The organism is Pseudomonas sp. SLFW, from assembly GCF_009905615.1.
GTDB lineage: Bacteria > Pseudomonadota > Gammaproteobacteria > Pseudomonadales > Pseudomonadaceae > Aquipseudomonas > Aquipseudomonas bambusae.
Window position 1 is genome coordinate 34,444 of the sequence record NZ_JAAAKW010000009.1, and the last position, 23,421, is coordinate 57,864.

20 protein-coding genes are annotated in these 23,421 nt (G+C 60.1%); 10 read left to right on the top strand and 10 right to left on the bottom strand.

The window, feature by feature from the left end; translation table 11 throughout:
* Positions 1–5: 5 nt before the first annotated feature.
* From gcvH to gap, 9 genes are all read right to left on the bottom strand, one after another.
* The gene (gene gcvH, locus GVN17_RS16960; RefSeq protein ID WP_166596413.1) at positions 6–389 is read right to left on the bottom strand and encodes a glycine cleavage system protein GcvH; all 384 of its coding nucleotides are present in this window, start codon (positions 387–389) and stop codon (positions 6–8) included.
* Between the two features lie 470 nt (positions 390–859).
* Positions 860–2,368, bottom strand: a complete 1,509-nt coding sequence (locus GVN17_RS16965) for a sigma-54-dependent transcriptional regulator (RefSeq protein WP_166596414.1) — start codon at positions 2,366–2,368, stop codon at positions 860–862.
* A 242-nt stretch (positions 2,369–2,610) separates the two neighbouring features.
* Positions 2,611–2,961 carry a DUF5064 family protein gene (locus GVN17_RS16970; protein ID WP_166596415.1) on the bottom strand — a complete coding sequence of 117 codons (351 nt, stop codon included), beginning with the start codon at positions 2,959–2,961 and terminating at the stop codon, positions 2,611–2,613.
* 60 nt (positions 2,962–3,021) lie between these two features.
* A complete protein-coding gene (locus GVN17_RS16975; protein WP_256665282.1) occupies positions 3,022–3,447 on the bottom strand; it encodes a YbaN family protein in 426 nt (141 codons plus the stop codon).
* Between the two features lie 94 nt (positions 3,448–3,541).
* A complete protein-coding gene (locus GVN17_RS16980; protein WP_166596417.1) occupies positions 3,542–4,141 on the bottom strand; it encodes a biliverdin-producing heme oxygenase in 600 nt (199 codons plus the stop codon).
* Between the two features lie 123 nt (positions 4,142–4,264).
* Positions 4,265–6,856 carry a TonB-dependent receptor gene (locus GVN17_RS16985; RefSeq protein ID WP_166596418.1) on the bottom strand — a complete coding sequence of 864 codons (2,592 nt, stop codon included), beginning with the start codon at positions 6,854–6,856 and terminating at the stop codon, positions 4,265–4,267.
* Positions 6,857–6,977: 121 nt separating this feature from the next.
* Positions 6,978–7,883, bottom strand: coding sequence for a FecR domain-containing protein (locus tag GVN17_RS16990; protein WP_166596590.1), 906 nt, complete (start codon positions 7,881–7,883; stop codon positions 6,978–6,980).
* A 150-nt stretch (positions 7,884–8,033) separates the two neighbouring features.
* Positions 8,034–8,549: a sigma-70 family RNA polymerase sigma factor gene (locus tag GVN17_RS16995; RefSeq protein WP_166596419.1), complete on the bottom strand. Its 516-nt coding sequence runs from the start codon at positions 8,547–8,549 to the stop codon at positions 8,034–8,036.
* Between the two features lie 235 nt (positions 8,550–8,784).
* The gene (gene gap / locus GVN17_RS17000; RefSeq protein ID WP_166596420.1) at positions 8,785–9,786 is read right to left on the bottom strand and encodes a type I glyceraldehyde-3-phosphate dehydrogenase; all 1,002 of its coding nucleotides are present in this window, start codon (positions 9,784–9,786) and stop codon (positions 8,785–8,787) included.
* A 237-nt stretch (positions 9,787–10,023) separates the two neighbouring features.
* Here gap and edd point away from each other — a divergent pair, with 237 nt between their 5' ends.
* The 10 genes from edd (at position 10,024) to GVN17_RS17050 (ending at position 22,350) form a co-directional block, all read left to right on the top strand.
* Positions 10,024–11,850 (top strand): phosphogluconate dehydratase, encoded by a 1,827-nt coding sequence (edd, locus tag GVN17_RS17005; protein WP_166596421.1) that lies wholly within the window; start codon positions 10,024–10,026, stop codon positions 11,848–11,850.
* Positions 11,847–12,809, top strand: a complete 963-nt coding sequence (locus tag GVN17_RS17010; protein ID WP_166596422.1) for a glucokinase — start codon at positions 11,847–11,849, stop codon at positions 12,807–12,809. The genes edd and GVN17_RS17010 overlap by 4 nt, the downstream gene beginning before the upstream one ends.
* Positions 12,810–12,931: 122 nt before the next feature.
* Entirely contained in the window at positions 12,932–13,669 is a 738-nt protein-coding gene (locus tag GVN17_RS17015) for a response regulator transcription factor (protein ID WP_166596423.1), read from the top strand.
* 6 nt (positions 13,670–13,675) lie between these two features.
* Positions 13,676–15,136 carry an ATP-binding protein gene (locus tag GVN17_RS17020; protein ID WP_166596424.1) on the top strand — a complete coding sequence of 487 codons (1,461 nt, stop codon included), beginning with the start codon at positions 13,676–13,678 and terminating at the stop codon, positions 15,134–15,136.
* 270 nt (positions 15,137–15,406) lie between these two features.
* Positions 15,407–16,693 carry an ABC transporter substrate-binding protein gene (locus GVN17_RS17025; RefSeq protein WP_166596425.1) on the top strand — a complete coding sequence of 429 codons (1,287 nt, stop codon included), beginning with the start codon at positions 15,407–15,409 and terminating at the stop codon, positions 16,691–16,693.
* A gap of 149 nt (positions 16,694–16,842) precedes the next feature.
* Positions 16,843–17,751 carry a carbohydrate ABC transporter permease gene (locus GVN17_RS17030; RefSeq protein ID WP_110946572.1) on the top strand — a complete coding sequence of 303 codons (909 nt, stop codon included), beginning with the start codon at positions 16,843–16,845 and terminating at the stop codon, positions 17,749–17,751.
* Positions 17,744–18,589 carry a carbohydrate ABC transporter permease gene (locus GVN17_RS17035; protein WP_166596426.1) on the top strand — a complete coding sequence of 282 codons (846 nt, stop codon included), beginning with the start codon at positions 17,744–17,746 and terminating at the stop codon, positions 18,587–18,589. Before GVN17_RS17030 ends, GVN17_RS17035 begins: the two co-directional genes overlap by 8 nt.
* Positions 18,590–18,591: 2 nt before the next feature.
* Positions 18,592–19,752, top strand: a complete 1,161-nt coding sequence (locus tag GVN17_RS17040; protein ID WP_166596427.1) for an ABC transporter ATP-binding protein — start codon at positions 18,592–18,594, stop codon at positions 19,750–19,752.
* A gap of 136 nt (positions 19,753–19,888) precedes the next feature.
* Complete coding sequence (locus tag GVN17_RS17045) at positions 19,889–21,244, top strand: carbohydrate porin (protein ID WP_166596428.1); 1,356 nt, start codon at positions 19,889–19,891, stop codon at positions 21,242–21,244.
* 230 nt (positions 21,245–21,474) lie between these two features.
* Positions 21,475–22,350, top strand: coding sequence for a D-hexose-6-phosphate mutarotase (locus GVN17_RS17050; RefSeq protein WP_166596429.1), 876 nt, complete (start codon positions 21,475–21,477; stop codon positions 22,348–22,350).
* Between the two features lie 58 nt (positions 22,351–22,408).
* On the opposite strand, the gene GVN17_RS17055 is transcribed toward GVN17_RS17050, so the two are convergent.
* On the bottom strand, positions 22,409–23,278 hold the full coding sequence (locus GVN17_RS17055; RefSeq protein ID WP_166596430.1) for a MurR/RpiR family transcriptional regulator: 870 nt from the start codon (positions 23,276–23,278) through the stop codon (positions 22,409–22,411).
* Positions 23,279–23,421: the final 143 nt, after the last annotated feature.

Consider the following 23,421-nt stretch of genomic DNA (forward strand, 5'->3'; position numbering starts at 1 on the left):
GTTCCTCAGGCTTCGGCGTTGGCTTTGATCAGACGGTCGTAGGCGTCCTGATCCAGCAGTTGGCCGACAGCGGCGGCGTCGGAAGGGATGAAACGGAAGAACCAGCCCTGGCCCATCGGGTCTTCGTTGACCCGTTCCGGGTTGGCGTCCAGCGCAGGGTTGATCTCGACGATCTCGCCAGTCAGTGGCATGTACACGCCGCTGGCGGCTTTGACGGATTCAACGGTAGCGGCCTCTGCGCCTTGGTCGTAAGACTGTAGCTCAGGCAGTTGAACGAAGACCACGTCACCCAGTGCGTCCTGCGCGAAAGCCGTGATGCCGACCGTGACGCTGCCATCTGCTTCGGCCCGCAGCCACTCGTGATCTTCGGTAAAACGCAACTCGCTCATGGAAACTCCCCTGAATGAAAGATTGCTCGTCGTTGGCGCGAGCATGATGGGTAGGTCATAGCAAGTTTGCGGCCAACCTTGTGCGAAGGCCGTAGATCAAGGGTTTCGACGTGTTTTCAGGTTTAGCTCTGGTGCGAGGTGTAGCGAAATCGCTACAGCTAAGCAGGGTTTGAAAACCGTAGGGGGATCAAGGCCTTGTCAGACGTGGGGATAAGGGGTTTGGAACGAAAACGTTACGACGTTACGAATTCGTTCCAATCTTCTCGGTAGAGTGATTGCCCACGGGCATCACTGTGAATTCTCTGAAGAAGCGGAATTTCTCTGTGGGAGCGGATTCATTCGCGATTGGCCGGTACAACCAATACACATCTTTGGTCTGTTCAGCCGCATCGCGAATGAATTCGCTCCCACAGGTTTCGGCGTTGTCAGGCGCCTCAAAGGTCATTCATCAACGCGGGATGTGCGACGAATCAGGGCTTCCCCGGAATCCCGTATTTGCGCAGCCGATGGGCGATGGCAGTGTGAGAGGTTTGCAGGCGCGCCGCCAGTTGCCGAGTAGAGGGGTAATGGCTGTAGAGTTTTTCCAGTAATGATTTTTCGAAATCTTCGACAGCCGCTTCCAGGCTCTCGATCTCGCCGTCGTTTTCTCGGGCCACCGACGTGCCCGCAATATCCAGATCACCAATGTCTACCAGCGCACTCTCGCAAATCGCGGCCGCACGGAAGATCACATTCTGCAATTGCCGCACGTTTCCGGGCCAGCGGTTGCCGAGCAGCGCGGGGTAAGTACCGGGCGCGAGGCGGCAGACGGGGCGCTGAATCTGCGTGCAGGCCTGTTCCATGAAGTACCGGGCCAGCAGCAGGATGTCCTGACCCCGTTCGCGCAGGGGCGGGACTTCCAGGTTCAGCACATTCAGGCGATAGAACAGGTCTTCGCGGAAGGTGCCTTCGGTGACCATTTTTTCCAGGTTGCGGTGGGTGGCGCTGAGGATGCGCACGTTGACCTGCACTTCCTTGTCCCCACCCACTCGCCGGAAACTGCCGTCATTCAGAAAACGCAGCAATTTGGCTTGCAGGTAGGGTGACATTTCGCCGATTTCATCGAGAAAAACCGTCCCTTGGTTGGCCAACTCCATGAGGCCCGGTTTGCCCCCACGTTGCGCGCCGGTGAACGCGCCGGGGGCGTAGCCGAACAGCTCGCTTTCGGCGAGGCTTTCCGGCAACGCCGCGCAGTTCAACGCCAGAAACGGCGCGCTGTGACGGGCGCTGACGGCGTGGCAGGCACGGGCCACCAATTCCTTACCGGTGCCGGTTTCGCCCTGGATCAACAGCGGCGCATCCAGCGTAGCGACTCGCTGGGCGCGGGCCTTGAGGGTGCGGATTGGGGTGGAGTCGCCAAGCAGCGCGTCGAAACCTTCCGCGTGATCGTGATGCAGCGCTGACAAGCGTTCCCCGATGCGACTCGGCAAGTACAGCGTCAGCAGGGCGCCCGCATCGGTGATCGGCGTGGCGTCCAGCAACAACGCTTCGCCATTCAGGGTGACCTCACGCAATGGCAAGCGGAAGCCGTTTTCCAGCAACGCCGCGTGCAGGGCCGGATCGGAAAACAGGTCGCCCACGGATTCGCCCGCCGGCTCTCGACCACACAGTGCGATCAGCGCAGGGTTGGCCAGCAGCACATGACCCGCGCTGTCCAGGGCCAACACGGGGTCGGTCATGGCGGCGAGCAGGGCGTCGAGTTGCAAGTGGCGGCGTTGGCCGGGAAGGATGTCGACAACGGTGATCGCTTCCACGCCGCGCACACGAAACAGGCGGTCCTTGAGTTCTTCGAGCACTTCGTGGCTGAGGGTCGGGGCGTCGATGTAGACGTTCGGTGGCACCATTTCCACCGCGTCGAGGTTCAGGTTTCGCCCACCCAGAATCGCCAGCACTTCCTGAGTGATGCCGACGCGGTCGATGAACGTAACGTGGATGCGCATGGGGTAGGCAGAAGTTCGGGCGGAAGACGGGGGCGATTATGCCAGTAAATGGCGTGACATCGTGCGACCGGGACGGCCCTCGTGGTGTGCCTGCCATGCACCGACCTGTGGGAGCGAATTCATTCGCGAGACGTGGGTCCAGGCGACCCGTCTACAGCGCCTGAGCCATTCTTCGCGAATGAATTCGCTCCCACAGATCAAGGCGTGCCCGCCCGCATGAGGGCGGCAGGCGATTGGCAGCGCTATTCCAGATGTTCCGGTTTCACCGCATCACCCGATTTCATGTCGAGCTTGTCGCGGATGTCTTCGAACATGGCGTCGTAATCGCCGTGCATGTCGTGCAGGTCGACGTCTTTGGGCAGACCATATTTCTCGGCGATGTGTGAGGCTTCGCTGGCGAAGTTGTACGCCTTGTCTTTGGGAAGGTCGAAGACTTCGTTCACCGGCTTGCCGTTGATCTCACCTTCAAGCGTGAAATGCATCCCGGCACCGGCGTCGGTCTGGGCCGTTTCGTAGCGAATGTGGATGTCGTAGCCGATGTCGTCTGGCTGCAGGGCGGGTTGGGCAATGTGCAGATGGCCTGGCTCGAACATGTGACTGCTCCCTCAAGAGACGATGATCGTAAGGAGCAGACCGTGTGCCATGTCAGGGGTTCACCTGTGGCCGGAAGACTCCGAGCACTCTGCGTTTCGCGCCACCGGTTCAGGGCGCGACCAGATCCAGACGTTCACCAGCACCATCCCCGTGACCGCGAAGTAGATCCACCAGTTGTGTTTCAGTACCACCAGCATGACCACCGCACATATCAGCATCGTGACCGTTGCGCTGATTTTGGCGCTGCGGGCGATGAGTTTGCCGTTGCGCCAGTTGCTCAGCATCGGGCCGAACAGGCGATGGTTTTCCAGCCAGGCGCTCAGGCGTGGCGAGCTTTTGGTCGCGGCCCAGGCGGCTAGCAGAATGAACTCGGTAGTCGGCAAGCCCGGAATGAAAATCGCGATGATGCCGATGGCCAGGCTGACGTAGGCCAGGATGCCAAAGAGGATGCGGGACAGTTTGCTGCCTGGGGGTGTGTTGGTCATGGTCTCGGGTGCGGCAGGGTGACGATGTTTTTCAAGGGAGGTGGTCCTCGAAAAGGCGCCCAGCTTAACAGCGCTGGGCGGCAAACGCTTCGTTTCAGGCGGGTTGGGTTTCGGCAGCCGACGTATAGGCATGGTTCAGCAGCACGTTGAAGCGCTCGAACGCTGCGATAGCGCCCTGGTCGATCTGGCGTTCCTGCTCTTCGCTGAACGACAGATCATCAAGGATGCGGACGAAGCGTTTCCAGCCTTCGGCGCGGCCCCCGACCGGTTCGCTCAAATGACGAGCGCCGAAGGTTTCGCTGAGGTTCAGAGCGGTGGCGCGCTTGATCAGGAACGCCGCGCCCAGCTTTGAGCCTTCAGACACAAACAGCCAGCCCAAGGCTTCGGCTTGCGATGGGCCATCGACCGCACCTGCCACGGGGCCAGGGAGGGGCGTGTCGAGATCATCAAGATCCGCCTTGGCCTGTTCGGCGCGGCAACGTTCGGGCAGGTCGGCGATCAGCTCGATCAGTTGCGGGGCGGTGTACAGCGCCTTGAGTTCCTGTTGAAACAGGTACTGAGCACTCAAGAAACGGGTGTAGCTGGCCAGGGTGTCGAACGGCGCGTTGGCTTTGACGGCCCTGTCCAGTTGCTCGTGAGGGGCGTGAGTGATCTGGTTCAGACGCTGTGAGCGACGAATCGGGTCTTGAGACATGGTGTCTTCCTTGGAAAAAGTGGCGCATGTAGACGAGACGGTTGAAACAGTCCAAAGCGTAAAAAAGACGAGTTGTGGGAGCCGGCCAGCAGCAAGGCGGCTCCCACAGACCGTGCGTATCTGTCAGATATCCCACACCACGTTGATCGCGAAGTTACGGCCCGGTTGGGTCAGACGATCCAGATTCGCCGGTTGCGTGACAGCGGCTTCACCCACGCCGTCGTAACCGCGCACGTCATCCCAGAGCCAGTATTTCTTGTCCGCCAGGTTGTACAGGCCGCCGCTGACGGTCACGTCGTCGGTCACTTTGTAGAAACCGGTCAGGTCCACCAAACCGAAGCCTGGCGTTTTGAACTGGCTCGACGAGCCGTCCGGTGCATGGAAGTTGCTGTCGTCCACCCGGGTCTTGCGCTTGACCAGCGTCCAGCTCAGCAAACCACCGTAGTTCTCGCGGTCGTAACCCAGACCGAACACGCCGGTCAGCGGGTTGACGCTGTTGATCGGCTGACCGGTGTCGTCGTTACGGCCATGCAGATACGCCAGCGAGCCTTGGGTGTAGAGGCCTTGCGGCGCGCCGAACGAATCGAGGTTCAGACGGCCTTTCACCTCCACGCCCTTGATGGTGGCGTGTTTGATGTTGTTGGACTGGAACACCGCGTTGTTCGACGACGCAGGCTGGATGGCGTCTTCATTAATGAAGTCGCGGTATTTGTTGTAGAACATCGCCACGTCGAAGGTGCCCTGATCGAAGCGACCGCGCAGGCCGGTTTCATAGCTGCGGCTCTTCTCCGGCTCAAGGTTGGGGTTCGGCTCGACGATGTAGCCCGTCGTGCGGTTTTCGAAGCGGCCGTACAACGCCTTGGCGCTCGGTGTGCGGAAACCTTCGGCGTACTGGCCGTACCAGGTGTAGGCGTCGTTGATCGCATAGGTCACGCCCAGTTTTGGCGACAGACGATGCCATTTCTTCTCTTTGTCGTTGAACTGGTCAGCGCTGGTCAGGCTGACGGCACGCAGGAACTCCTCGGTCGCATGGGGGTTGAGCATGGTGTAGTCGTAACGCGCGCCCGGCGTGAAGGTCCAGTCGCCCCATTTGATCTGGTCCTGGGCGAACAGGGCGTAGGTATTTACGGTCGGGTCCGGGAAGTCGCTGTTAGGCGCCAGGCTGTCAGACGCAGTCGGGCTCGGGGCGCCGATGCTGCGGCAGGTTCCCAGCACGGCAGCGCAGGTCGCGGTGCCGATGCGGCTACCGGTGACTTTTTGCTGCTTGATCGTGGTGCCGTACGTCAGCAGGTGACCGGTGTCGGCGAGGGTGAACGCCTTATCGAGCTGTGCGTCGAAAATCCACTGGCGTTCTTTATACGTGGTGTCGCGGGTACGCCAGACGTCGCGGCTGCCCGGCACATAGCGCTCGATCGTGTCCTGATCGGTCTTGGCGATCTGGTAGTTCAGGGTCCACTTCACGTTGTCGACCAGCACGCTATCCAGCGCAAAGGTGTTTTCCAGACCGAAGCGCTCGCGCGTGATCACGTCGTTGCCTTCGCGGCTTCTGTACATGCCAGATGCGCCAAAGCCAGGAATGAACGGCCCGCCCACCGCACTCTTCTGATTGGTATGGGTGTCGTCCTTGTATTTCTCGTAGGTGAACGCCAGTCGGTCGTTATCCCCATAGTCCCAGCCCAGCTTGGCCAGCACGTTGGTCGCGCGAACGTCTTCCGGGTTGGCGGCGGTGCGGCTCAGGCCCGTGCCGCCATGTTCGCCGTAGGATTCGGTTTCGCGGCCGTTGCGCTGGCTGACGTGCAGCATGGCGTCGAAATCACCTTCGCGGCCCGCGACGGTCGCCGAGTTCAGCCAACTGTTATCCGCCGAGCTGTAACCGGTCTTCAGGCGTGCGCCGACGTCCTTGCCCGGTTTGATGATGTCTTCCGGGTCGAGGGTGTAATAGCTGACAGCGCCGCCGATGGCGCTGCTGCCGTACAGGGCCGACGCCGGGCCCCGCAGGATTTCAACGCTTTTGACGATTTCCGGATCGACGTAATTGCGATGCGTGTTCGCGTACGGGCCGGAGAAATAATTGTCCGGGACTTCGACGCCATCGACCTGGGTCAGAATCCGGTCGCCATCGATGCCGCGAATGTTGAAGCCGCTGGTGCCCGCGCGCTGACCAGCGCCGCCTACGGAAACGCCCGGCTCATGCCGCACCAGATCGCGAATGCTGTTGACGTTCTGCCGATCCAGTTCAGCGCGATCGTGCACGGTGACGGTGCTGGGGACGGAATCCACCGATTGGGCCTGACGGGTCGCGCTGACGGTGACCTGCTCCAGCGCCAGTGCGCCTGCGGTGTTGCGCTTCTCCAGCACAACATTGTTGTTGCCCAGGTTGCGGTAGCTGAGGTTGCTTCCCGCGAGCAAACGCTCCAGCGCTTTTTCTGCCGGCATCGTGCCGCTGACGCCGGGCGAGGTGACGTTCTTCGCCAGGTCCGACGACATGCCGACTTGCCAGCCCGTGGTCTTGCTGAATTCGTTGAGCGCCGACACCAGCGGTTGCTGTTTGATCGAGAACGCGTAGTTGCCCGCGACGCGGGCAGGCTGCTCGGCAGCGGCAACCGGCGCGGCGTGCAGCCCGGCGGCGAAAATCGCTACGGTCAGCAGCGAAAAGGTGAAATGGCGGGTGGTCCTGGGCGAGTCGGATGTGGCGGGGGTGAACGTGGACGGCATCGATAGCGCTCCCTGTCATGCGGGTCGTTGTAGTGTTGGCAAGTGCTTTAGGAATAGGAATCACTTGCATTGGCTATAACGAGACGTACGACAGACAGCTATCGCGTAAAAATAATTGTTCTCAATTGAGAATCACCACCGCAGGCAGCTCGTGCAATCGCGCCGAGGTGATTTGCGCCAGTGAGCGCACGACGTCGAGGGGGTTGTCCAGCCGGTAATTGCCGGTCACGACGACCTGATCCAGTTGCGTGTTGGTGTTGACGATCCAGCCGGGGTAATAGCGCCGCAGCTCGGCCAACACTTCCTTGAGCGGGCAGTTATCGAAAATCAGCCGACCCTTCACCCACGCCAGGTCTTTGTTCTGGTCGAGCTTTTCGCGATGACCGAAGCCTTCAGGCCCAATGCGCAAACTGTCACCCGCGTTCAGACTGACATGCGACGTGCCTAGGGTGGCCTGCACGTTCACCGCGCCGCGCTCGACCTGAATCTGCGCCACGCCATCCAGATACCGCACGGCAAATGACGTGCTGCTGGCGCTCATGCGCACTGGACCGGCCTCGACTTCCAACGGCAGGCCTTTCGCTGTAGGCACTTCAAAGAACGCCTCGCCCTCGTAAAGCCGTGCAACACGTTGCCGATCATCCAGCTCGCTTGAGAACGCAGATCTGGTATTGAGTAGCACCTTCGAACCGTCGCCAAGCTCCAGCCGCTGGCGTTCTCCGGCCACGGTCAGGTGATCAGCCTTGAGCCGCAACGGCAAGTCGCTGAAGTTGAAAAGTCCGAGCAGCACGATGGCCGCAGCCGCCAATGGCACCCAGTGCGGACGCAGACGGCGCAGCGCCGATGGTTTTTTCGGCGTGGCCAGTGTGACAGCTGCCTCAAGCACCGGCTGGGAGTTCCAGACAGCCTCGGCCTTGGCAAAGGCTTCGCCATGGGCAGGGTCGGCCGCCAGCCAGTCCTGGAAGCGCGCCCGTTGCTGGGTGTCGGCGGTTTCCAGTTCGATCAGCCAGTTCAAGGCCTGATCCATGGCGCTGTCGGTCACAGGGCCAGGTGAGTGAGAGTCCGTCAAGGAGCGTCCTCGGCTACAGGGTGTGAAGCACGGTCAAGGGCGGGAGTGTAGCGAGATGTGAGTTCGCTGCCGCCGGTTTCTTATCGATTATGGATCAAGCCGCTCTCATCAACGTTCAAGCCGGGCTGCCACCCCGACGCAAATCGCCATGATCAGCTTGAGTTCCTTTTGTACGGTACTGGCCGACACGCCCAGTTGCTCAGCGATCTCCAGATAACTGCAACCGTTGAGTCGGCTCAGGGTGAAGATTTTCTGCTGGCGTGGGGTGAGCTTTTCAAGGCTTGCGTTGAGGCTCTGCAGCAGCCGATTGGCGTGGGCGGCGTCCTCCAGCGTGGGGTTGGGAGCGACAACGTTGTGGAGTTCGGACAGTGGTGCATCGTCGACCATGGTGCGTGCGTGAATGCGTCGTGCACGCAGATGGTCCAGCGCCAGGTTGCGGGCAGTCTGGAACACGAAGGGTTCGAGGTGATCGATGGCGCGCTCGCCGAGTGCACGGGTCACCCGCAAATAGGTTTCCTGTAGCAGGTCTTCGGCGGTGCTGGGGTTGCGGACCATGCGTTGCAGGGTGCGCAGGAGGATCGTTCGCCTCGCAAGGAAAACGGCATTGAAGTGCGACTGACTCACGGGGATACCCGACCAGAAATTCAGCGAATGATAATGATTGTCATCTGCTGCTTAGGTCAAGGCGGTGAGGTGCAAAGATGGTGTAAATCAGAAGTGTGCACAAACCGTTGTAGGAGTGAGCTTGCTCGCGATGGCGTCAGGTCGGACATTGGGACATCACTGACACATCGCCATCGCGAGCAAGCTCACTCCTACACTGTCAAACGCGCCAGCAGCCATGAAGCTGGCGCAACTGTCACTCCGCGTTCATCAACGCCAGGCAGTTGTCCAACATGCGGTTGGAGAAGCCCCATTCGTTGTCGTACCAGGCCAGCACTTTCAGCAAGCGACCGCTCACTTTGGTGTGATTGGCGTCGAAAATCGACGACAGCGGGTTGTGGTTGAAGTCGTGGGATACTAGCGGCAGGGTGTTGTAGCCGAGGATTTTCGAGTGCTTGGCCGCTTCTTTCATGATCGCGTTGACTTCATCTGCCGTCGTATCGCGCTTCAATTGAATGGTCAGGTCCACCAGCGACACGTTGATCACCGGTACACGCACCGCCATGCCGGTCAGTTTGCCCGCTAGTTCCGGCAGCACCAGGCCGACGGCCTCGGCAGCGCCGGTTTTGCTCGGGATCATCGACTGCGTGGCCGAACGCGCGCGGTACGGGTCGGTGTGATAGACGTCGATCAGGTTCTGGTCGTTGGTGTAGGCGTGAATAGTGGTCATCAAACCGCTCTCGATGCCCAGCTCACGGTTCAGCACCTGTGCGACCGGCGCCAGGCAGTTGGTGGTGCACGATGCGTTGGAGATGACTTCGTGAGACTGGCGCAGCACGTCGTGGTTGACGCCGTACACGACGGTCGCGTCAGCGCCTTTGGCCGGTGCCGAGATGATGACCTTTTTCGCGCCTGCGGTGATGTGAGCCGCCGCCTTGTTGCGATCGGTGAACAGACCGGTGCATTCGAACACCACGTCGATCTTTTCCGATTTCCACGGCAGCTCGGCCGGGTTGCGAATGGCGCTGACCGAAATACGGTCACCATTCACGGTGATGCTTTCCTTGTCGTGCTCGACGGTCGCGTCGAACGGACCGTGCACGGTGTCGAACTTCAGAAGATGGGCGTTGATCTCGCTGTCGCCCAAGTCATTGATGGCGACGACCTGCAAATCCTGACGATAGCCTTGGGTATAGAGTGCACGTAGGACGTTGCGGCCGATGCGGCCAAAACCGTTGATTGCGATGCGGAGAGTCATACACCCGTCCTCAGTGAATTTGTTGTTGGAATTACAAGATTATTCTCATAAAAATAGAAAACAAGCCTTTTTAGTGGCAGTATTTTGTTTTATCTACAAATAGAAACCCGTCGAGCCCACACAACTGTCTGAAAAGTCTAGCCTTTGCTGAAGCGTTTCTCTTGGGCCATGATTCGATAGCCGGTTTTTGAAAGCGCCTGAACGGGTGACCCATCCGCTAGCCTGGAGTTCATCACAATGCATCCCCGCGTCCTTGAGGTAACCGAACGGCTGATCGCCCGCAGCCGTGAAACCCGTCAGCGCTATCTGCAAATGATCCGGGGCGCGGCGAGCGACGGCCCGATGCGCGGCAAACTGCAATGTGCCAACTTCGCCCACGGCGTGGCCGCGTGCGGCACCGAAGACAAACACAGCTTGCGGATGATGAACGCGGCCAACGTGGCCATCGTGTCGGCCTACAACGACATGCTGTCGGCGCATCAGCCTTACGAACATTTCCCTGAACAGATCAAAAAAGCCTTGCGCGAAATCGGCTCCGTCGGTCAGTTCGCGGGCGGCGTGCCGGCCATGTGCGACGGCGTCACCCAGGGCGAGCCGGGTATGGAACTGAGTATCGCCAGCCGAGAAGTCATTGCGATGGCAACGGCGGTCGCGCTGTCGCACAACATGTTCGATGCAGCGTTGATGCTGGGGATTTGCGACAAAATTGTGCCGGGCCTGCTGATGGGGTCCCTGCGTTTCGGGCATTTGCCAACGATCTTCGTGCCGGGCGGCCCTATGGTGTCGGGCATTTCCAACAAGGAAAAAGCCGACGTACGGCAGCGTTACGCCGAGGGCAAAGCGACCCGCGAAGAGCTGCTGGACTCTGAGATGAAGTCGTACCACGGTCCGGGCACCTGCACCTTTTACGGCACCGCCAACACCAACCAGTTGCTGATGGAAGTCATGGGTCTGCACTTGCCGGGCGCCTCCTTCGTCAATCCCTATACGCCACTGCGCGATGCCCTGACACGCGAAGCGGCGTTTCAGGTGACGCGTCTGACTAAACAGAGCGGCGAATTCATCCCTCTAGGGGAAATTGTGGACGAGCGTTCGCTGGTCAACTCGATTGTTGCCTTGAACGCGACCGGCGGTTCCACCAACCACACACTGCACATGCCGGCGATTGCCCAATGCGCGGGTATTCAATTGACCTGGCAGGACATGGCTGACCTCTCGGAAGTCGTGCCGACCCTGAGCCATGTCTACCCGAACGGCAAAGCCGACATTAATCACTTCCAGGCGGCGGGCGGCATGTCGTTCCTGATTCGCGAACTGCTTGACGCCGGTCTGCTGCACGAAGACGTCAACACCGTGATGGGCCCAGGTCTGCGTCGCTATACCCAAGAGCCGTTCCTTGAGGATGGCAAGCTGGTCTGGCGCGAGGGGCCTGTCGAAAGCCTGGACGAAAACATTCTGCGACCGATTGCCCGTCCGTTTTCCCCGGAGGGTGGCCTGCGCGTGATGGAAGGCAACCTCGGGCGCGGCGTGATGAAGGTGTCGGCTGTGGCGCTGGAGCATCAAATCGTCGAGGCCCCGGCCAAGGTTTTCGAAGATCAGCAGGACCTGGCGGACGCATTCAAGGCGGGCGAGCTGGAATGCGACTTCGTCGCGGTCATGCGTTTTCAGGGCCCACGCTCCAACGGCATGCCTGAGCTGCACAAGATGACGCCGTTCCTCGGCGTGCTGCAGGACCGGGGTTTCAAGGTTGCGCTGATCACCGATGGGCGTATGTCCGGCGCGTCCGGAAAAATCCCTGCCGCGATCCATGTGTGCCCCGAAGCCGCAGATGGTGGCCCTTTGGCACTTGTCCGAGAGGGGGACCTCGTTCGGGTAGATGGCGTAAAAGGGACGTTGCAAGTTCTCGTCGAACCGGCAGAATTGGCGGCCAGAGAACCGGCAATCGGACGTTTGTCCCATAACGTGGGCACCGGCCGTGAACTGTTCGGTTTCATGCGCATGGCCTTCAGCTCGGCAGAGAAGGGCGCCAGCGCCTTTACTTCGAATCTGGAGACGCTCAAGTGACATTGGCGATGGTGGGTGATATCGGCGGCACGAATGCTCGTTTTGCCATATGGGAAGACGATCAATTGCACTCGATCCGGGTGTTCCCGACGGTCGATTACGCCAGTCCCGAAAAGGCCTTGCAGGTTTACCTCGAAGACCTCGAATTGCAGTTGGGCGATGTCGGCTCGATCTGTCTGGCCGTGGCAGGCCCGGTGACCGGTGACGATTTCCACTTCACCAACAGCCACTGGAAAATCAATCGGCAGGCGTTTTGCGCGGCGCTGAAGATCGACAGCCTGATCATGGTCAACGATTTCACCGCCATGGCGCTGGGCATGACCCGTCTGGGCGACGACGAATACCTCACCGTGCGCCACGGCAAGGGCGATCCGAAAGGCGCTCGCGTGGTGATCGGTCCCGGCACTGGTCTGGGGGTCGGGACGTTGATTCGCTCCGGCGAAAATCACTGGACGGCGGTGCCAGGGGAGGGCGGTCATGTCGACCTGCCCATCGGCACCGCGCGCGAAGCGCTGCTGTGGACGCGGCTGATGGCCGAACACGAGCACGTCAGTGCTGAAACGATTTTGAGCGGCGCCGGTCTGTTGCTGCTGTATCGGGTCAGCTGCGCGCTGGACGGGATCGATGCTGAGCTGAAATCCCCGGCGGCCATTACGTCTGCGGCGCTCAAAGGCGATCCGGTGGCCTGCGCGGTGTTGGAGCAGTTCTGCGTGTTCCTGGGCCGTGTCGCGGGCAACAACGTGTTGACCGTGGGAGGCCGTGGCGGCGTGTACATCGCCGGTGGCGTGATCCCGCGTTTCGTCGACTTCTTCATGCAGAGCGGCTTCAACACGGCGCTGGCTGAAAAAGGGCTGATGAAGGATTACTTCAACGACGTGCCGGTCTGGCTGGTGACAGCGGAATACCCGGGCCTGATGGGCGCGGGTGTGGCACTGGATCAGGCGGCAAGCCAGCTTTGAGCCTCAAGCTTCAAGCCGCAAGTGGGACTGCGCACGCCTCTGCTTTTTCTTGAGGCTTGAAGCTCGAAGCTTGCAGCTGCTCCCCTATAACAATAATTTCAGTGCCAACAAGGACGACCAAAGTGAACACTGTCAGTAAATCGATTCTGGTGGTCGACGATGACCAGGAGATTCGGGAACTGCTGCAAGCCTACCTGAGCCGTTCGGGTTTTCAGGTGCGCACGGTGGGGGATGGCGCGGAGTTTCGCCAGGCATTCAACGACGAGCCCAGCGACCTGCTGATTCTCGATGTCATGCTGCCCGACGAAGACGGCTTCAGCCTGTGCCGCTGGGTCCGGCAGCACCCGCGACAGCCCCATGTGCCGATCATCATGCTCACCGCCAGTTCCGACGAGGCCGACCGTGTCATCGGTCTGGAGCTCGGCGCTGACGACTACATGGCCAAACCGTTCAGCCCTCGCGAGCTTCAGGCCCGCATCAAGGCACTGCTGCGTCGCGCACAGTTCGGTCAGGAGCGCGCGGGTGGCGAAGTGCTGTTGTTCGACGAGTGGAGACTGGACATGGTCAGCCATCGCCTTTTCCACAGCGATGGCGAAGAGGTGATTCTCTCGGGCGCCGATTTTGCGCTGCTCAAGCTGTTTCTCGACAACCCGCAACAGATCCTCGACCGCGACACTATCGGCAACGCCACGCGAGGCCGTGAATTGATGCCGCTGGAGCGCATCGTGGACATGGCGGTGAGCCGTTTGCGTCAACGTCTGCGGGACACCGGCAAGGCACCGCGATTGATCCGTACCGTGCGAGGCAGTGGTTATCTGTTGGCAGCCAATGTGTTGCCGCAAGCCAGCAACGGCTACTGACCGGCGATGGTGATCGAGAAGAAGCGTCGCCTTCCCGTCCCGCGCTCGCTGCTGGGACGCATGCTGCTGCTGACCCTGTTGGCGGTGTTACTGGCCCAGACCCTGTCGAGTCTGATCTGGCTTTCCCAGTTGCGCGCCACGCAGATGGAAGGCTTGATCACCAGCGCGCGCAGCCTTGGGTTTTCCATGTCCGCGAGCGTCAGTTATTTCCGTTCTCTGCCCGTCGCCTTTCGCCCGCTGGTCCTTGATCAGCTGCGCAGCATGGGCGGCACGCGCTTCTTCGTCTCGCTCAACGACCGCCCGCTCGACATGCAAGTGCTGGAGCCGACCGTGCGCAAAACGGCGGTGATTGACGTCGTCGGCCAAGTGCTGCGGCAGAACCTCGGTGCGGACCCCGACATCCTCGTCCGCTTCGTTCGGCCCGAGGACCTGCGGATTTTCAACAGCGGCCTCAAGCTCGATGAACTGCCGCGCTCCTGGGCGCACTACGCGTTGACCCTCGAACCGGTGAATCCGCCGGTTCTGGTCACGCAGATCGAGCTGTCCCCCGGCGAATGGCTGTACATCGCCTCGCTGCTGCCCGAGCCGTACACGATGCTGGAGGAAGAGGGCCTTCCGTCGCAGCAGGTCTGGTTCATCGGGCTGACGAGTATTTTCCTGCTGGTGTTCATCGGCCTGCTTGTGCACTGGCAAAGCGGCCCGCTGAAACGCTTGGCCCGCGCCGCGCGGGACCTGTCCTTGGGTGCAGATGTAGAGCCAGTCGTCGAGGGCGGGGGCAGCGAGGTCATCGAGGTGACCCGTGCGTTCAACACCATGCGTGATCGCATCAGCCGTTACCTCACCGAGCGCGGGCAGTTGTTCAGCGCCATTTCCCACGATTTGCGTACGCCGATCACGCGGCTCAGGTTGCGGGTCGAGTTGCTGGAAGATGAAGCGATGCAGGTCAAATTCACCCGCGATCTGGATGAGCTGGAGCTGTTGGTCAAGGGCGCGCTGCAGTGCGTGAAGGACACCGACATTCACGAGAACATTGAGCCGGTTGACCTCAATCACGCGCTGGATTGCCTGATCGAGCCGTACCTGGCGCCCAATGGCGGCGGGCGTGTCACGGTCGAAGGCAAGGCCATGTCGATGTTCTACGGCAAGCCGTTGGCGTTGCGACGTTGCATGGGCAACCTGATCGACAACGCCATCAAGTACGGCGACAAGGGCCATCTGCGTATCGAAGACGACGCGGATGCGTTCGTGCTGCACGTCGAAGACGAAGGCCCCGGCGTCCCCGAGCAGCGCCTTGAGCAGGTATTCGAGCCGCATTTCCGGCTGGCGGGCAAACAGCAGCAGGGCTATGGCCTGGGGCTGGGCATTGCCCGCAATATCGCCCACAGCCATGGCGGTGAAGTCAGTTTGCAGAATCTGCGCGAAGGCGGTTTACGCGTGACCCTGCGCCTGCCGCGTGGGGTGGAATAATCCCGTTAATCCCGATTGACGCGGATTTCTGTGGGAGCGAACTCATCCGCGAAAGGGCCGTACAGTCGGCGTATGCGTGCCGGCTGAAACACCGATTCGCGAATAAATTCGCTCCCACAGGATTTGGCGTCCGCTCACCTTATTTCGAATGTCACCAACCTGTGACACTTGCGCATCCCTTCGTTACCGTCCGCTCTAACCCGTTGTTTAGAATCCATGCAGCGCAAGCACCAAGACTTGCTCATGCATAACAACAATAAGGTCAAATAGATGAATTCGATCTCCCGTCTCGCAGCACTCATTTCTCTCGCCTCGTTGTTCCCTCTGAGCGCCATGGCCGCCGATTCCAAAGGCACTGTCGAAGTTGTCCACTGGTGGACGTCCGGCGGTGAAAAAGCGGCTGTCGATGTGCTTAAAGCCCAAGTTGAAAAAGACGGTTTCACCTGGAAAGACGGTGCCGTTGCAGGCGGTGGCGGTTCGACTGCCATGACCGTGCTGAAAAGCCGCGCCGTCGCCGGTAACCCGCCTGGCGTTGCCCAGATCAAAGGCCCTGACATTCAGGAATGGGCGTCCACTGGCCTGCTCGACACCGACGTGTTGAAAGACACCGCCAAAGAAGAGAAGTGGGACAGCCTGCTGGACAAGAAAGTCTCCGACACCGTGAAGTACGATGGTGATTACGTGGCCGTTCCGGTGAACATTCACCGTGTGAACTGGCTGTGGATCAACCCGGAAGTCTTCAAGAAAGCCGGTATCGAAAAAGCCCCGACCACCCTCGAAGAGTTCTACGCCGCGGGCGACAAGCTGAAGAAAGCCGGCTTCATCCCGCTGGCCCACGGCGGTCAGCCTTGGCAGGACAGCACCGTGTTCGAAGCGGTCGTCCTCTCGGTCATGGGTGCTGACGGTTATAAGAAAGCCCTGGTCGATCTCGACAACAGCGCGCTGACCGGTCCTGAAATGGTCAAGTCGCTCACCGAACTGAAGAAAGTCGCCACCTACATGGACCCGGACGGCAAAGGCCAGGACTGGAACCTGGAAGCCGCCAAGGTCATCAACGGCAAGGCCGGCATGCAGATCATGGGTGACTGGGCCAAGTCCGAATGGACCGCTGCCAAGAAAGTCGCGGGCAAGGATTACGAGTGCGTGGCCTTCCCGGGCACCGACAAGGCGTTCACCTACAACATCGACTCGCTGGCTGTGTTCAAGCAGAAAGACGCGGGCACTGCTGCCGGTCAGAAGGACATCGCCAAGGTCGTGTTGGGTGAAAACTTCCAGAAAGTCTTCAGCATCAACAAAGGCTCGATCCCGGTTCGGACCGACATGTTGGCTGACATGAACAAGTACGGCTTCGACTCCTGCGCGCAGAACGCTGCCAAGGACTTCCTCGCGGATGCCAAATCCGGCGGCCTGCAACCGAGCATGGCGCACAACATGGCAACCACGCTCGCTGTTCAAGGCGCGTTCTTTGACGTCGTGACCAACTACATCAACGACCCGAAAGCCGACCCGGCTGACGCGGCGAAGAAGCTGGGCGCTGCGATCAAGTCGGCTAAATAGTTCGTATCACCGCTCCCCTGTAGGAGTGAGCTTGCTCGCGATGCGTTTGACCAGACACCAGATTCGTGTCTGACACAGCTGATCGCGAGCAAGCTCACTCCTACAGAGAGCACGCTTGTAATCTTCACTTTTCTGTACTGGATTTCCCCATGAGTTCTGTTGCTGTGTTCAGCAAAGCCTCGCCGTTCGATGCACTGCAGCGCTGGCTACCCAAACTGGTGCTGGCGCCCAGCATGTTCATCGTTCTGGTGGGCTTTTACGGCTATATCCTGTGGACGTTCGTTCTGTCGTTCACCAACTCGACTTTCCTCCCGTCCTACAAATTCGTAGGGCTGGCGCAATACGCCCGGCTGTTCGACAACGATCGCTGGTGGGTCGCGAGCAAGAATCTCGCGGTCTTCGGCGGCATGTTCATCGGCATCAGCCTGGTGGTCGGCGTGTTGCTGGCGGTGTTCCTCGATCAGCGCATTCGTCGCGAAGGTTTCATCCGCACCATTTACCTGTACCCGATGGCGCTCTCGATGATCGTCACCGGTACGGCCTGGAAATGGCTGCTCAACCCTGGCATGGGCCTGGACAAACTGCTGCGCGACTGGGGCTGGGAAGGCTTCCGCCTGGACTGGCTGATTGACCCGGATCGCGTGGTCTACTGCCTCGTTATCGCGGCGGTCTGGCAAGCGTCGGGGTTCATCATGGCGATGTTCCTGGCCGGTTTGCGGGGCGTCGATCAATCGATCATCCGTGCCGCGCAGATCGATGGCGCGAGCATGCCGAAGATCTACTGGAAAGTGGTGCTGCCAAGCCTGCGTCCGGTGTTTTTCAGTGCGGTGATGATCCTGGCGCACATCGCGATCAAAAGCTTCGACCTGGTCGCTGCAATGACCGCCGGTGGCCCCGGCTATTCGTCCGACCTGCCTGCGATGTTCATGTACTCGTTCACCTTCAGCCGTGGCCAGATGGGGATGGGCTCGGCCAGTGCGATTCTGATGCTCGGTGCGATTCTCGCAATCCTCGTGCCTTACCTGTATTCCGAGCTGAGGACCAAGCGCAATGACTAGTCTCGCCGCCAAACCTTCCATCAGTTTGAGCCGCATCGCGATCTACGCGGTGCTGATCGGCGCGGTGCTGATCTACCTGATCCCGCTGGTGGTCATGCTGCTCACCAGCTTCAAGTCCCCGGAAGACATCGGCACCGGCAACCTTTTGAGTTGGCCCGCCGAAGTCACGGCCATTGGCTGGATCAAGGCCTGGGCGACGGTGAAGGGCTACTTCCTGAACTCGATCCTGATCACCGTTCCGGCCGTGCTGATCTCAACTGCCATCGGCGCGTTGAACGGCTACGTGCTGTCGATGTGGCGCTTCCGGGGTTCGCAGATGTTCTTCGGCCTGTTGCTGTTCGGCTGCTTCCTGCCGTTCCAGACCGTGCTGCTGCCTGCCTCGTTCACCCTCGGGAAAATGGGCTTGGCCAGCACCACCACTGGCCTCGTCCTGGTTCACGTGGTCTACGGTCTGGCGTTCACCACGCTGTTCTTCCGCAACTATTACGTCAGTGTGCCGGATGCGCTGGTCAAGGCGGCGCGTCTGGACGGTGCCGGGTTCTTCACCATTTTCCGGCGGATCATTCTGCCGATGTCGACCCCGATCATCATGGTCTGCCTGATCTGGCAGTTCACGCAGATCTGGAACGACTTCCTGTTCGGTGTGGTGTTCTCCAGCGGTGATTCGCAGCCCATCACCGTGGCGCTGAACAACCTGGTCAACACGAGCACCGGGGTCAAGGAATACAACGTTGATATGGCGGCGGCGATGATCGCGGGTCTGCCGACCCTGCTGGTCTATGTGGTCGCAGGCAAGTATTTCGTGCGCGGGCTGACGGCCGGCGCAGTCAAGGGGTAATCATGGCAACGCTCGAACTTCGCAATGTAAACAAGACTTACGGGGCCGGCCTGCCGGACACCCTGAAGAACATCGAACTGTCGATCAAGGATGGCGAATTCCTGATCCTGGTCGGTCCTTCGGGCTGTGGTAAGTCGACCCTGATGAACTGCATCGCGGGCCTGGAAAACATTACGGGTGGCGCGATCATGATCGGCGACCAGGACGTCAGCGGCATGAGCCCGAAGGATCGCGACATCGCGATGGTGTTCCAGTCCTATGCGCTGTACCCGACCATGAGCGTGCGCGAGAACATCGAGTTCGGCCTGAAGATTCGCAAGATGAGCCAGGCCGACATCGACGCCGAAGTTGGCCGTGTCGCCAAGCTGCTGCAGATCGAACACCTGCTCAACCGCAAGCCGGGTCAACTCTCCGGTGGTCAGCAACAACGCGTGGCCATGGGCCGTGCGCTGGCCCGTCGTCCGAAGATCTATCTGTTCGACGAACCGCTGTCCAACCTCGACGCCAAGCTGCGGGTCGAGATGCGCACCGAAATGAAACTGATGCACCAGCGCCTGAAAACCACCACGGTCTACGTGACCCATGACCAGATCGAAGCGATGACCCTGGGCGACAAAGTGGCGGTCATGAAGGACGGCATCATCCAGCAGTTCGGCACGCCAAAACAGATTTACAACGATCCGGCCAACCTGTTCGTTGCCAGCTTCATCGGTTCGCCGCCGATGAACTTCATTCCGCTGCGTCTGCAACGCAAGGAGGGCCGTCTGGTGGCGCTGCTCGACAGCGGTCAGGCGCGTTGCGAGTTGCCGATGAACATCAACGATGCAGGCCTCGAAGACCGTGAGGTGATTCTGGGCCTTCGCCCTGAACAGATCGTGCTAGCGTCCGGTGAAACCTCAGGGATGCCGACCATTCGCGCCGAAGTGCAAGTCACGGAACCGACCGGTCCTGACACGCTGGTGTTCGTCACGCTCAACGACAGCAAGGTCTGCTGCCGTCTGGCGCCCGATGTGGCGCCAGCGGTGGGTGAAACCCTGACCCTGCAGTTCGATCCGTCCAAGGTGTTGCTGTTCGACGCCAAGACCGGCGAGCGATTGGGCGCGCTGTCGACGCCACAGGTGAGCGAAGGCATGGGCAACGTCACGCGGCTCAACCGCAACTGAATTCCATGCGCAGGAGCACTGCGCCAACGAGCACCTCTGTCGGGGCTATTTCTGCCGTAAAAAAGCCCCGGCAGGCACACGAAGCAAGTGGTTACAACGCTGTTTAGCTAATAACAATAAAACGAGGATTTAAGGGATGAAGAAGGTAAAAGGCAAATCGCTCAACCAACTGCAGCTCATCGGCGGGCTGTCAGTCTTGAGCGCATTGACGATGTCTGGAACGGCCTCCGCCATGGAGCCATTCAAGGCAAGCGAGCACTTGACGGGCGACTGGGGCGGTCTGCGCCAGGAACTGTACGACAAAGGTTATGACTTCCCGATCGAGTACGTGGGTGAGGCGGCTTCCAACCTCAATGGCGGTTACAACGACGACAGAACCGGCCGCTACAGCGACCAGTTCGCGTTCGGCGTGCAGATGGACCTGCAAAAAATCCTCGGTTGGCACGATGCGGAATTCAAGCTGGCGATCACCGAGCGTAGCGGTAACAACATCTCCAACGACCGTATCGGCGATCCACGTGCCGGCACGCTCAGTTCCTCGCAAGAAGTCTGGGGTCGTGGCCAGACCTGGCGCCTGACGCAGATGTGGGTCAAGCAGAAATACTTCGACGGCGCGCTGGACATCAAAGTTGGCCGTTTCGGCGAAGGCGAAGACTTCAACAGCTTCCCATGCGACTTCCAGAACCTGACGCTCTGCGGCTCGCAGGTCGGTAACTACGTGAACACCTGGTACAACTGGCCTGTCAGCCAATGGGCCGCTCGCGTGAAATACAACATCACGCCTGAGTTGTTCGCGCAGATCGGTGTGTACGAGCAGAACCCTTCGAACCTCGAAACCGGCAACGGCTTCAAGCTGAGCGGCAGCGGTTCCCAAGGTACTGTGGTGCCGGTCGAAGTGGTGTGGTCGCCGACCGTCAATTCGCTGCCAGGCGAATACCGTCTGGGCTACTACGTCAGTAACCCGAGCGCGCCTGACCTGTACGAAAACACCAACGGCCAGCCACAAGCCATCGCTGGCGGTGACTTCAAGTCCCACAAGGACAAGCACGGTTGGTGGGTCGTGGCTCAGCAACAACTGACCAGCCACAACGGCGACGCATCCCGTGGTCTGAGCATCTTCGGTAACCTGACCGTTCATGACAAAGCCACCAACTTCGTCGACAACTATCAGCAGATCGGTTTCGTCTACAAAGGCCCGTTCGATGCCCGTCCGAAGGATGACATCGGTATCGGTGTCGCTCGCATCCACGTCAACGATGATGCCCAGGACAACCGTCGTCTGGTCAACGCCGTCAACGGTATCGACGACTACGACAACCCGAACTACCTGCCAATCCAGAAGACCGAATACAACTCGGAAATCTACTACGGCGTACACGTCACCGACTGGCTGACCGTGCGTCCCAACCTGCAATACGTGAAGAGCCCGGGCGGTGTGGACGAAGTCCAGAACGCGCTGGTCGCAGGTATCAAGATTCAATCCAAGTTCTAAACGCTTCATCGCTGTGCGGACCGCTCCTCCGCACATCGCTCTCTGATGTGCTTCACAAACGATCAAGGGTCGTGTGTGCTTTACGGGCAGCCTGGCTGCCCGTTTTTTTTTGTGCGGTACTCGCTCCGGAATCGGGGCTTTTTTATCGTTTGCAAGGCTCGCCGCTGAATAAGGCCGTGCGCGATCTCCCACAACCCATAGATGGACACACTTATCCCATCGAGAATGTCATGGCGATCAGGGACACAGGATCATTCGAACATCCCCTTCAGCGCTTCTTCACCGCCACGCGGCCGCAGCCGACCTTCCAGTGGGAGCGGCATCAGCAGCGTGACGTGCTGGTGATCAACCACCCGCGCTGTCATGCCGTGTTCAGTCGCCAAGGCGCACAGTTGTTGCATTTTCAGCCAGTCGGCCAGAGGCCGTGGCTGTGGTGCGCGTCGCAATGGCCGCAGGTGGGCGCGATTCGGGGGGGCGTGCCGGTGTGTTGGCCTTGGGTCGGGCGTCATCCGGGAGAGGGCGGCTGGCCCGCCAATGGATGGGGGCGTTTGCTCGACTGGAAGCTGATCGACAGCCAGGAACACGATGAAGGCGTTTCGCTGCACTGGCGCTTGAGCCTGTGGGACTGGCAGGCCGATCTGCATGCTGAATTGGGGCAACGCATGGACCTGCGTCTGGAAACCCTACATGACGACAGTGAGCCGTGCCAGTTCGGTCATGCCTTGCACGCTTACTGGCGCATCAGCGACATCGCCGACGTGGCACTGGAAGGTCTCGACGGCGCACAGGGTTACGACGAGCTCAGTCGCAGTGCCTGTGAACAAAAAGGGGAGTTGCGCGTCTCGGGCAGTTGCCAGCGCGTTTTCGAGCACACCGGTTCAGTTGAGTTGCACGACGACACATGGCGGCGCCGTTTGAACATCAACACCCACGACAGCGCCAATACTGTCGTCTGGCATCCCGGCAGCCGGCCGTTGCTGGGGGTGGCAGGTCATGAGGCAACGGGGTTTGTGAGAGTCGAGGCGGTGTCCGGGGTGGATGATTGTCTGAGCCTGGCCCCAGGACAGCAGGCGCGATTGAGTTTGCAGGCCACTTTGGTGGGATGAACGACGCTCCCACAGGGTGTCTTTATCAATCCCGGCCTTCGGGGCCGTATCGCGCTCGTTAGTTCAACTCATCATCCACCGGATACCGGCTGGCATTGAGGCTTTCCTTGATCTTGCGCAGGTGCGGCTGGAAATCCACGCCACGGCGCAGGGTCATGCCGGTGGCTAGCACATCGAGCACGGTCAGCTGAATGATCCGAGACGTCATCGGCATATAAATGTCGGTGTCTTCAGGCAGAGGGATATTCAGGCTCAACGTACTGGCTTTGGCCAGCGGCGACCCGGCGGCGGTCAGGCCCAGCACCGAAGCGCCGTTCTCGCGAGCGATCCGGGCCACTTCCACCAGTTCGCGAGTGCGGCCGGTGTAGGAAATGATCACGAACAGCTCCCCCGTGTGCGCCACCGACGCCAGCATGCGTTGCACCAGTACGTCGGCATGGGCTGTCACGGCCAGGTTGAAGCGGAAGAATTTGTGCTGCGCATCCAGCGCCACAGGGGCCGAGGCGCCCAGGCCGAAGAAGTGAATCTGCCGCGCCTGAATCAGCAGGTCCACGGCCTTGCTGATCAGGTTCGGGTCCAGCACCTGGCACACGCTGTCGAGGGACGCGATGGCGCTGGCGAAAATCTTGCGGGTATAGGCTTCAGGGTTATCGTCGGCTTCCACCGCGCGGCTCACGTAGGCGGCGCCGCTGGCCAGGCTCTGGGCCAGTTGCAGTTTGAGTTCAGGGTAGCCGCTGACGTCGAACGAGCGGCAGAAGCGATTGACGGTCGGCTCGCTGACCTTGGCCGCCTGGGCCAGCGCCGCAATGCTGAAACGCGTGGCTTGCTGAGGGTTGCTCAGAATCACCTCGGCAACCTTGCGCTCGGCCTTGTTCAATTCTTCGAGTCGACTCTGGATCTGCTCCAGAAGATTGCGTACGCGGTCCATTCAAAGTCCTTCTCGTGAAGCGGTAACAGGCTGTTCTGTAGGCCTTTCTGCAAAAGGTGCGCAACTGGGCCTTTAGCCTGTAGCAAAGGTGGCCTATCGTACTGAGGGCCTGTAGTGATCACCACTGTAATGTGTTTTTTGGG